The 11062-nt window shown below is 33.7% G+C and carries 7 protein-coding genes and 1 pseudogene; 1 reads left to right on the forward strand and 7 read right to left on the reverse strand.

From position 1 onward, the window contains the following. Positions 1-46 precede the first annotated feature (46 nt). The 3 genes from hfq to PHP06_05510 form a co-directional block, all read right to left on the reverse strand. Positions 47-274 carry an RNA chaperone Hfq gene (hfq, locus tag PHP06_05500; GenBank protein ID MDD3840013.1) on the reverse strand — a complete coding sequence of 76 codons (228 nt, stop codon included), beginning with the start codon at positions 272-274 and terminating at the stop codon, positions 47-49. 70 nt (positions 275-344) lie between these two features. Next, positions 345-2936 (reverse strand): ATP-dependent chaperone ClpB, encoded by a 2592-nt coding sequence (gene clpB / locus PHP06_05505; protein ID MDD3840014.1) that lies wholly within the window; start codon positions 2934-2936, stop codon positions 345-347. 18 nt (positions 2937-2954) lie between these two features. Then, the gene (locus tag PHP06_05510; GenBank protein ID MDD3840015.1) at positions 2955-3911 is read right to left on the reverse strand and encodes a DnaJ domain-containing protein; all 957 of its coding nucleotides are present in this window, start codon (positions 3909-3911) and stop codon (positions 2955-2957) included. A 418-nt stretch (positions 3912-4329) separates the two neighbouring features. Here PHP06_05510 and PHP06_05515 point away from each other — a divergent pair, with 418 nt between their 5' ends. Continuing rightward, positions 4330-4995 (forward strand): HAD-IA family hydrolase, encoded by a 666-nt coding sequence (locus PHP06_05515; GenBank protein ID MDD3840016.1) that lies wholly within the window; start codon positions 4330-4332, stop codon positions 4993-4995. A gap of 1480 nt (positions 4996-6475) precedes the next feature. Here PHP06_05515 and PHP06_05520 read toward each other — a convergent pair. The 4 genes and pseudogenes from PHP06_05520 to PHP06_05535 all read right to left on the reverse strand — a co-directional run bounded on the left by PHP06_05520 (position 6476) and on the right by PHP06_05535 (position 10945). Beyond that, positions 6476-7390 (reverse strand): hypothetical protein, encoded by a 915-nt coding sequence (locus PHP06_05520; protein ID MDD3840017.1) that lies wholly within the window; start codon positions 7388-7390, stop codon positions 6476-6478. A 176-nt stretch (positions 7391-7566) separates the two neighbouring features. Then, entirely contained in the window at positions 7567-9024 is a 1458-nt protein-coding gene (locus PHP06_05525) for an FGGY family carbohydrate kinase (protein MDD3840018.1), read from the reverse strand. 387 nt (positions 9025-9411) lie between these two features. Next, entirely contained in the window at positions 9412-10770 is a 1359-nt protein-coding gene (locus PHP06_05530) for a hypothetical protein (protein ID MDD3840019.1), read from the reverse strand. 52 nt (positions 10771-10822) lie between these two features. Continuing rightward, positions 10823-10945: pseudogene (locus tag PHP06_05535) on the reverse strand (sugar ABC transporter permease). Positions 10946-11062 lie beyond the last annotated feature (117 nt).

The following is an 11062-nucleotide window of genomic DNA, read 5'->3' on the forward strand; positions in this document are numbered from 1 at the left end:
AAACAGATAGACATAAATTCTCTATCTGTTTTTTTACAATTTTATTTTACTCTGCTAACTTAAGGTCGACAGGTCTTTCAGGTGTAATGGTAGAAATCGCATGTTTATATACAACCATCTGTTTATCTCCACTCTTTATGATAATAACAAAAGAATCAAACCCTGATATTGTTCCTAATATCTGATATCCATTGGTCAGTCTTACTTCAACCTTAGTTTTATTTTTTCTCAGCTCATTCAATATATATTCTTGCAACTTTATTCCTCCGGTCACATCTATACACTCCTTGTTCGATTACTTTAGGTTATATTATATCATAGACGTATACAATTAAAAATATGTTTTATAGTTTTTTTACATTAAATACTAATTTGTCATCTTGACCATCGATAAGTACATCTGAACCAGAGGTAACTTCTCCACTTATTATCAATCTACCTAGTTCTGTTTCAATACTCTTTTCCATATATCTCTTTATAGGCCTTGCACCATATACAGGATCAAAACCATTTTTCACTATCACTTGCTTTGCAGAGTCTGTCATAGAAAGTGTTATCCCCCTATCTTTTATACGGCTTAGAATATGTCTAAATTGTATGTCTACGATGCCCTTTATTTCTTCTTTAGTCAATGGTTTAAACAAAACAATGTCATCCAGCCTATTTAAAAATTCAGGTCTGAAATGTCTTCTCATCTCCTCTGATACCAATTCTCTAGTTTTTTCATCTATATGGCGTTTGTCCATCAATCTTTCCATCAATATTCTGCTTCCAATATTTGAGGTCATTATTATGATTGTATTTTTAAAATCTACAGTATGACCTTGGCTGTCTGTAAGTCTTCCTTCATCCAAAAGTTGAAGCAATATATTGAATACATCGGAATGGGCTTTTTCTATCTCGTCAAAGAGGACTACTGAATATGGTTTTCTCCTCACTGCTTCAGTCAATTGGCCCCCTTCTTCATATCCTACATATCCTGGAGGTGCACCGATAAGCCTGGATACTGAAAACTTCTCCATATATTCAGACATATCTATCCTGACCATGTTTTCCTCGCTGTCAAATAATACATTTGCAAGGGTGCGTGCAACCTCGGTCTTTCCTACTCCTGTAGGTCCTAAAAATATAAATGAACCTATAGGCTTTTTAGGATCTTTTAAACCTGCTCGGGCTTTTATCACTGCATCAGCCACTGCCTTAACCGCTTCTTGTTGCCCGATAACTCGCTGATGCAGTATTTCATCCAGTCTCAATAATTTTTCTCTCTCATTTTCCATCAGTTTGTTGACAGGTATTCCTGTCCATTTGGATACAATCTCTGCAATCTCATCTTCTGTTACCTCTTCTTTCAAAAGCCTGCCATCACTGTTTTCTATTCTTTCTTTTTCCTCTTTCAACTTGTTCTCTAGCTCCGGTAAAACCCCATACTTTAGCTCTGCCATTTTGTTGAGGTCATAGGCCATTTCCGCCCTTTCAATCTGCAGCTTGGTTTCATCGATTTGTTTTTTTGTAGACCTTATATTCTTTATAGCGCCCTTTTCACGTTTCCACTGTGCTTTTAAAACATCTAAGTTGTTTCTCATATCAGATATCTGCTTTTCAATATCTTTCAACCGCTTTTTAGAACCTTCGTCTTTTTCTTTTTTTAATGCTTCTCTTTCTATCTCCAGCTGCATAATCCTCCTGGTAATCTCATCTAATTCGGCAGGCATGCTATCTATTTCTGTTCTTAACATAGCTCCTGCTTCATCAATTAAATCTATAGCTTTATCAGGTAAAAATCTATCAGATATATATCTGTGTGAAAGCACTGCTGCTGCTATCAGGGCATTATCCTTTATTCTGACTCCGTGGTGAATTTCAAATTTCTCCTTAAGCCCCCTCAATATGGATATTGTATCTTCTACGTCGGGCTGATCAATCATTACAGGCTGAAATCTTCTCTCCAGGGCTGCATCCTTTTCTATATATTTCCTATATTCATCTAGTGTTGTAGCGCCTATACAATGCAACTCACCTCTTGCTAACATGGGTTTTAAAATATTGCCTGCATCCATAGAACCCTCTGTTTTTCCAGCTCCTACTATATTATGAATTTCATCTATGAATAGAAGAATTTCACCTTCGGACTTTTTTATCTCATCCAATACAGCTTTCAGCCTTTCTTCAAATTCGCCTCTATACTTAGCCCCTGCAATCAAAGAACCCATATCCAATGAGAACATCTTCTTATCTTTAAGGGTCTCAGGTACATCCCCCTTCATTATTCTTTGTGCAAGGCCTTCTACAACTGCAGTTTTGCCCACTCCCGGCTCGCCTATCAATACAGGGTTGTTTTTTGTCCTCCTGGAAAGAATTCTAACCGTCCTTCTTATCTCTTCATCCCTTCCTATCACTGGATCCAACTTGTTGTTTCTAGCCTCTTCTACCAATTCCCTTCCAAATCTTTGCAGTGCATTATATGTGTTTTCAGGATTCTGGTTGGTAATCCTGTTATTTTTTCGGACATTGGACAATGCAGTCAAAAAACCCTCCTTTGTCACTGCATATTTGTCTATAATACGTGAGCTTGGGGTATCCTTCTCTTCTAGTATCGCAATGTATAAATGTTCCACACTCATATACTCATCTTTAAACTGCTTTGCAATATCCTCAGCCTTTATAAAGAGTTCATTCACTCTTCTGGTTGCATAGGACTGCACATTACCTATTACCTTCGGTCTTTTTTCCAAGTCTTTCTTCAGATCATCTATATATCTATCTATAGGAATATTCATAGATTTTAAAAGTTCAGGGATCAAACCTTGTTCTTGGTTTAATAGAGCCAAATGAACATGTTCTACGTCAAACTCCTGATGCTTATACCTTATGGAGTTTTTTTGTGCATCCATGATTGCCTGCTGTGCTTTTTCTGTAAATTTATTTATATCCAAACAGCATCTCTCCTTCCATTATTTTTTGCTAGCATATTCTTCTCTTAATCTCATATACAGCTTTTTCTGTTCTGATGAAATAGTCTTAGGATTAACCAGCCTTGTAACCACATAAAGATCTCCTCTATTCCCTTTTCTATCTTTATAGCCTTTTGAGCGAATCCTCAACTTGTTGCCTGTATTTGTTCCAGGCGGTATATTCACCATAACATTTTCATTATCTATGGTTTTTATCTTTGTCCTGATTCCCAATGCAGCATCCCATGGATATATGTCGAGATCCATATAAAGGTCAATGCCTTGAATGTCCAGCTTTTGATCTTTTTCAATCTTTACATTTAATATAATGTCTCCTCCATTTATACCTTGACCTCTCAGCCGTATCTTTTCTCCATCTTTTATACCTTCAGGTATTTTAACCCTTATACTTTTTACACCCCCGCCTCCGTCTCTCACCTTAATTTTTTTAACAACTCCGGAGTATGCTTGTTTTAAGGGCAATGTAACTTGAGCATTTATATCTCTTTTATCTACATGATAACTATCATCGGCTGTCTGAAAGTTGAAGCCTGTGTGATTTTGTCCTTGTGTACTGCCAAAACCTCTGAACATATTATCTAAATCTATTCCATTGTCGCCAAAAAACATATTGAAAAAATCGCTAAATCCATCGGTAGAAGTCCTATAAGTATATGCACGCCTGCCACCTGCACCAGCAAATTGAGAAGGATCAAAATTATATCCATCCTGGAAATTGTAGCTATTGCCAAATGTATCATATTTTTTTCTCTTTTCATCATCGCTCAATACTTTATAGGCTTCACTTATATCCTTAAACTTTTCTTCTGCTTTTTTATTATTCTTGTTTATATCCGGATGATATTTCTTTGCAAGTTTTCTATATGCTTTTTTTATCTCATCCTTTGTCGCATTTTTATCAATACCCAATATTTTATAATAATCCTTATACTCCATTTCTTTATCATCCCCTTTCAAACTAGAAACTGTCAAATTCCAATGATCATCAATTGATATTTTAAACGATAATTGTATTATCAGCTAGGATTTATGTAAAAATAGATCTATAAAACTATAAAAATCCCCAGTCTTTTACTTTGACTTTCTTTGACCTTTAATAATATTTTAATACTTTTTCCAATATAAATAAAACCCTGTATTAAGGTATTTACCATATTGATCAGCATTTAAAACAACTTGTATCGTTTTTCTTCACTTTTACTCTCTTTTGTGAAATCTATTGTATATTTTAATACTAGTATTGGCTTTTACATTGAGTTTATGACTACTACAATAGAAAACCTTACTTTTTATTGTAAAACATTATCTTTTAATATATTATATTGTTTATCAAGGATTTGGAAAGGAGATATAAATGCCTGATACAAAAAATCTTTCAGTTATCTTTGATATGGATGGAGTACTGGTTGATTCTGAACCAGTGATTAATGCTGCAGCTATAATGGGGTTGGAGGAATATGGAATCGATGCAAAGCCAGAAGATTTTCTTCCTTTTATCGGAGCAGGTGAAGATAGATATATAGGTGGAGTAGCCCAAAAGTATGGGGTTGAGTATAAAACCCAAATGAAAGACAGGGTTTACCAAATCTATCTGAATATAGTACCTTCAATGATAAAGGTATTTAAAGGTATTAATGAATTATTGACTAAATTGAAAACTTCCGGGTTTAAAATTGCACTTGCAAGCAGTGCAGATAAAATAAAAATAGATGCAAACCTTAAGGCTGCAACTATTTCTACATCAATATTTGATGTTATTGTAAGCGGTGAGGATGTGCGAAACAAAAAACCCTCGCCTGAGATATATCTACATACAGCAGAACTTTTAAATCAAGAGACTAGCAACTGTGTAGTAGTTGAAGACGCGATAAATGGAATAATGGCAGCAAAATCAGCCGGAATGAAATGCATAGCTATCACAACCTCATTTGACAGACAAACACTGGAAAAAGAATGCCCGGACTATATTATGGATGATATCAGCCAAGTCTATGATGCATGCTGTGAAATTGTGGGTTGAAAAGTTAACATAAATAAATAGTATAAGCTGTCAACTTTTAAAATTAACAACTAGAGTAATAATTGTAAGATTGTGGGCTGGTAGATGATCTGATTTAGCCAGTACTTAGAGTTCCCATTCTCACCGACCCGCATACCTAATACTTCTTTTTTATAATTGTGCCCCTCAACTAACATCTTTAATATTTTGCTTCAGTTAATTTCCGGTTTTTTCTTGCCATAAAAAAATACCTCTTTGGTTAAGTTTATTTTACCTTAACTTGGAGGTATTTCATACACAAATTATTTCACAGTCTCCTGAAACGGCAAAAATTGATATTCTTTCGGGTACAGAATTTATAGTAAGTGCACCATTAAATCAAAAAACAGTAAAACTTTATAATAAATATAGAATAGTATGCATGCTTGGTGCTATTACAATTAAATATGTTGCTTTCGTAGATATCAAAGGCGAACGAAGTAAATTCATCTTGACCCTTGACATCAAATATATATATATATGCTTTTGTAGAGCCTATAGTTATAGATTGTTTCAATGTAATCCACAATAGCAAGTTTTAATTGTGCTCTAATCTTAAAGATTCTATCGCATATTAAATCTTTCTTTAACGTGGGAAAAAAGGATTCCATGCAGGCATTACCATAGCAGTTTCCTTTTCCGCTCATGCTTTGTATTATACCGTATTTTCTCAATGTATCTTGATACTCAAAGACTGCATATTGTACGCCACAGTCAGAATAGAATATTAGGCTTTCTTCTCTAGGACTTTCTTTACAAATAGCTTACTCAATACGATTATAGTTAGTTTTCTTATCATTGTAGTATCCAGTGACCAGCCTGTTACTTCTTTTTTAATATGTAATATCGCTAGCCTAAATTTGACTAGGTTTTTCTGCTTTAAAATTTTGATTTAATAAGTTGGGGCTACTGGGTAGAATTGGTTGTGGCTTTATCTTTTATTCTTAAGTGACTATACATACGGTTTTCTCTCATTAGTCGTCTTACTTTATTTTTCCCACAGATAAATCCTTCTTTTTTTAGCTGGCTGTAATATAAGGAATGTCATAGATTTGTCTAGATTCTTTATGAAGCTATATTCTTTGATAAATTTATATTTTATTTCTCGGGTCTTGTGAAAATGGGCACAACTTTTTTAAATATTTCATTTTCTTCACTTAAGTCGAACATTCTCTGCTGTAATTTGCGTAGTTTCTCATCTTCCGGCTGGAGATTTCCTTTACCAGGGAAAGCATTTTTACCATACTGGTTGTATTTCTTTATCCAGCGATATATGGAAGTTTTGTTTACATCTATTTCCCTGGATACTTCCTTTATTGTTTTACCTTGCTATGTGATAAGTCTTGTTATTTCTACTCTGGAATAAAACCTCTTCTAGCTATCATCACCGTACATACCCTTTCTGTTTTTTATTATATTAGCTATTCTATATGTTCAGCAAGTCTAGTATAGTTCATTCCGATTATATTTCTACATATTCATTTACGATTATATCTGCGTCCTTTTCTTTTTTTACATCTATATTAATATTATCTATAAGTTCCCACTCTTCTTTGTGAATTAATTTTCCACCAGGTACAAGCAATTTTAATGGCGATAAAGATTCCATTTCCATCATGAAATCTGTTGTATATGTTTCATAAGAAACTCCAAAGTCAGGATAACACGCATTTTTTTTATGTTTAAAACGCTTAATAAAAAGATTTCTATGATTTAAATAGGCTGCCCAGCCTTTTTCATTTGAGATCCCAAACTTAAATGCTGTTGTTTGATTCGAATCTTGTTTAAGAATTATATAATTACCACCCCAAAAAACTCTATTATCATTCATCTTTGAGTACGGCCATAGTGCAATAACATGATTAGCCAATAAACCTGTATCTCTATTAGGTTGAGGTATAATTTGTGTTCCTCCTGGTGCCATAACAGATAATGCCCAAGCCGCCAATTCCACATCCCATGCATTCATATTAATAAGACAATGTGTCAAATTTACCTTATTACTGTTTGGATAAAGGTTTATCTCAATCTCTTTCTGTATCTGTGCCCATGGTTCTACAGTTTGAATCACTTTTATTCCATTATCGATTCTTTCCCATTTTACTGGATCTTGTTCAGGCAAATATGAACGTATTTCATGTTCGGGGCTGTGCCATAAACGATGTCCCCCCATAAGCATCCATTCTTTCCCTAAAACTTGTTTTTTAAACGGAGCATTTTCACAAAATTCATTGCTTCCCCCAATTAATCCAAAATGTATTATTCTAGGACCTAAATCTATAGTAACTAATAATTCTATTTTTTTATTAGCTATATATATACATCTTCCATAGTTTTTGTGCATGGTTTGCTTTACTTTAATATTATCTGTTATCATACTTATTCCTCCCTATTGCCTGCAAGTGGTATTTAAAACCTCTCTTACTCATTTTAAATACAATTTATAAAGTTAAACCACAATTATAAAAAATTGTTCCAATTCATTCTCGTATTTTCTTACTTTAAATCATATGAAAATTTTCATCTAGCTTTTAAAACTTGCTTAAATTATAATTAAGTATTATTAAGTCGATCATAAACACTGTTAAACAGTTTATGTTTTTCAGCAAAAAAGTCTATATTCTTAGGATAGAACTTTTTCTTAATAGAAACACAATGACTTATAGCTTCATTATAATTATAAAACATCCCGTTGCTTATGGATCCAATTATCGCCGCCCCGTAACTTGCCGCCTCTTCTTTTTCAGGTACTAAAACCGGAATACCTGTAATATTAGCTTTAAGCTGAGACCAAAAATCCGACTTTGCCCCACCGCCTGTTGAAATTATGGAATCGGATTCAACACCAACTTTTTTAATAAAGTCAATATTTTTTGCAAGCAAATGAGCAATACCTTCCATTACAGCATATACAAAATCATACTTATCGTGTGTAATTTTTACACCATAAAAAACTCCAGTTGCAGATTTATTAAACTCGGGAGCATTTACACCAGTGATATAGGGCAGAAAAATAAGCTGTTCGTCAGGTAACCTCTTTATTATTATATTATTAATATCTTCATATTTTTCGTCAGAAACAAAATTATCTCTGTACCATTCTAAACTGATTCCTCCACTTTCACATATAGGCATCATTACATAAGAATTTTTGAAAGGCCCATAATGACATGGAATTCGAAAATGATTCAATCTTGGCTCTTTCAACATAGTAGCTATAGACAACACAGTTCCCGTTGATTCATTTATAAGCCCTTCTCTAATATTTCCTGTCCCTATCATACCTGCAAAGTGGTCTAATGTCCCAATATTTACTGTGCACTTGTCCGATAAATTAAGTTTATTGGCAATATCATGTTTTATATTGCCAATAATAATACACGGTTCAACGAGCTCCGGAAGTTGACTTGTTTTAACACCACAGTAATCCAAAATTTCAGTCCAATAACATTTATTTATTATATCGAAATAATATGAAAAATTATATATAGAGTATTCTCCTACAAGCATTCCAGTAAGGCAAAAAACAATATAATCTTTAAGTAACATATATTTTATATTAGCATTAAATATATCTGGCTCATTTTTTTTAATCCATAATATTTTTGTGATTGGCCATGTAGGAATAATTGAGTTTTGTCCGGTGATTTTGTAACAAGCTTTAGAGTCAAAACTAGAACTAATTTCTTCACATTCCACTATAGAACGCATATCCATCCATGAAATGCCGTTTCTAACAGGATTTCCACTATCATCTATAACTATTAAAGATTCAGCTTGTCCTGTTAAAATTATCTGATGTTTTTCTTTTGTACTCGAAAAGGATAGTTTGCTACACATGGCTATCGCATTGCAAACATTTTGAAAATATGTAATAGGGTTAAACTCTATCTTTCCATTATTCTTAATGTATTGTACCTTTATAGATTTTGATGAAAGCTCTTTAAGATTATTATCATAGCAGGCAACCTTGATGTTTGTTGTTCCTAAATCAACGGCAATATAACCCATTTTTATTCTCCATTTCTCTAATATTATTAAATAATCTGTTGTGCTAACTGATATATAAGCCAAATTAGGAGTATTATACGAATATAAAGCTTGTATATAGTATTTCCATAAAAGTTAACTGTAAGCTAAAAGTTTAGTATTCTTGCCTTGTTATTAAAGCTCGAATTGATTTAGTGCAAACTCTTTCAGTATTAAGTTAGTCTACTAGAAAATGCCATTTTTATTAAACTCCAGTATGCTAATTTTTCCCTTGTCAACTGCATTCTTATTTAACAAACTTAACCGACAACAGGGTAATATTACATACTGGAGTTTTTATTTGCAAGTTTCATCTGTAAAATCAACTAACACAACGAATTAAGGTAACTTCTAAATACTGATCTCTTATCAAATAACTTTAATATCTAACAACATGCACATATCATACAAAGTTTGTGTATTATCTCCATAACTTATGATGACATGCTGCGAAGGTACTTTTTGGGCAAACTCTTCAACAGTACAATTATCTAAAAATACTTCTAAACTTGGAAGCTGAGGTGCAGGCGATTTCCAACCGCATTCCTCCCATATCGGGGGTGCCTTGGCTTCGCCAGTATAAATATGCATATAATACTTTCCCTTTTTATAGAAAAGCCTTGAACAAGTAAGTTTTCCCGTTTTGAGTTTGGATACATTGAGCAAAGAACCCGACAACATACCAAATGATGTAGGAAGAATCTTGATATTTCCTTTAGTTATTGCCTTAGGTATATAGTCTGGCACACCCATTAACAAACTATCTTTGAAGAATTCATAATATTCAAGGTATGCAGCAGTTTGCCCAGTTGCATATTTAACCATTAACTGCGTAACATTTCCCATTACATCATTCTCCGGAGTAGTTTGCACACAATAATAATGATCTAATAACATAAACATCATAGCTGGAGGAAATTCCAATAGTTTTTTCATACCATCTACATCATTAAGAGTAACTGCCTCATAATTTCGTTCTTCAATTTTCTTTCCTACTGCTAAAGCATATTTTACACCGGTTTCTATTACAGAATCATCACATTCCGCCATAAACTCCCAGTTATTTCTAACAAAAGAAACTACTTCTTTAACTTTGTCTGGATCTAATTTTTCAGTATTCTGTATCATTTCTAACATCTCAAACGACTCAACCTCAACGCCTATCTGACTACGCATAGAATTAGCTTCGTACTGTGTACCATAAAGCAACATATCTCTATATCCCATAGTACCGATTCGCGCCTTGCGTAGACATGATGTTGCATACGCAGCATTTACAAATGCAGAAATTTTATCCGTAGGAGCCGGTTGATCGATTATACTATACACATATTTAAATCTATAATCCATCGCTTCAAAAGTAGGACGAACGGCAGTAGTACCTGCTTGATCGGCAGTAGTAATAATACGATCATTCTCACGCCAGCCACATAGTCCCCAAAGAAGCATAGGTATATTGCGATAAGCATCCGTTACACGAATAACTGCATGGGTAGGAATCCAGCCTGCAATACAGATAATAAGGCAATCCATATTGAATCCATGAAGTTTTTCAATTGCTGCATCTGCTGATTTATATTCTATATCATCAATAACAATTCCAGCATCTAATATGTCGGCATTTAAATCCTTGAGCACACCTATTGCATAATCATGCTTTGTTTCCAATCGCTCATATGGCGTATTTACCTCGCCAAAACACACAAAACCTATTTGTTTTTTTCTCATTATATCTCCACGTCCTTTCAATAATATTAATATGCTGTAATGCTACCAATAATCAAACAGATGTCTTGCCACGAGATAACACGTCAAAAGCAACTGCTAATATAAAAATTATACCTTTAATTATGTACTGATAAGAAATCCCAATACCCAGTAAATTCATGCCGTTAGTAAGCGACATATCCCTGAGAATCAGAAGTAGTTGTTGCACATCCTGTAAACATACTAATTACCACGATAAGCATAATTAATAACGCAACTACCCTTTTCATTAAAACCCTCCTTAATCATTTTT

The organism is Clostridia bacterium (assembly GCA_028698525.1).
In the GTDB taxonomy this organism is placed as follows: Bacteria; Bacillota; Clostridia; order JAQVDB01; family JAQVDB01; genus JAQVDB01.

Coding starts and splice junctions, on each gene's coding strand:
- PHP06_05510 (MDD3840015.1), bottom strand. CDS start 3,911: ATGGAGTATAAGGATTATTATAAAATATTGGGTATTGATAAAAATGCG.
- PHP06_05515 (MDD3840016.1), top strand. CDS start 4,330: ATGCCTGATACAAAAAATCTTTCAGTTATCTTTGATATGGATGGAGTA.
- PHP06_05520 (MDD3840017.1), bottom strand. CDS start 7,390: ATGATAACAGATAATATTAAAGTAAAGCAAACCATGCACAAAAACTAT.
- PHP06_05525 (MDD3840018.1), bottom strand. CDS start 9,024: ATGGGTTATATTGCCGTTGATTTAGGAACAACAAACATCAAGGTTGCC.
- PHP06_05530 (MDD3840019.1), bottom strand. CDS start 10,770: ATGAGAAAAAAACAAATAGGTTTTGTGTGTTTTGGCGAGGTAAATACG.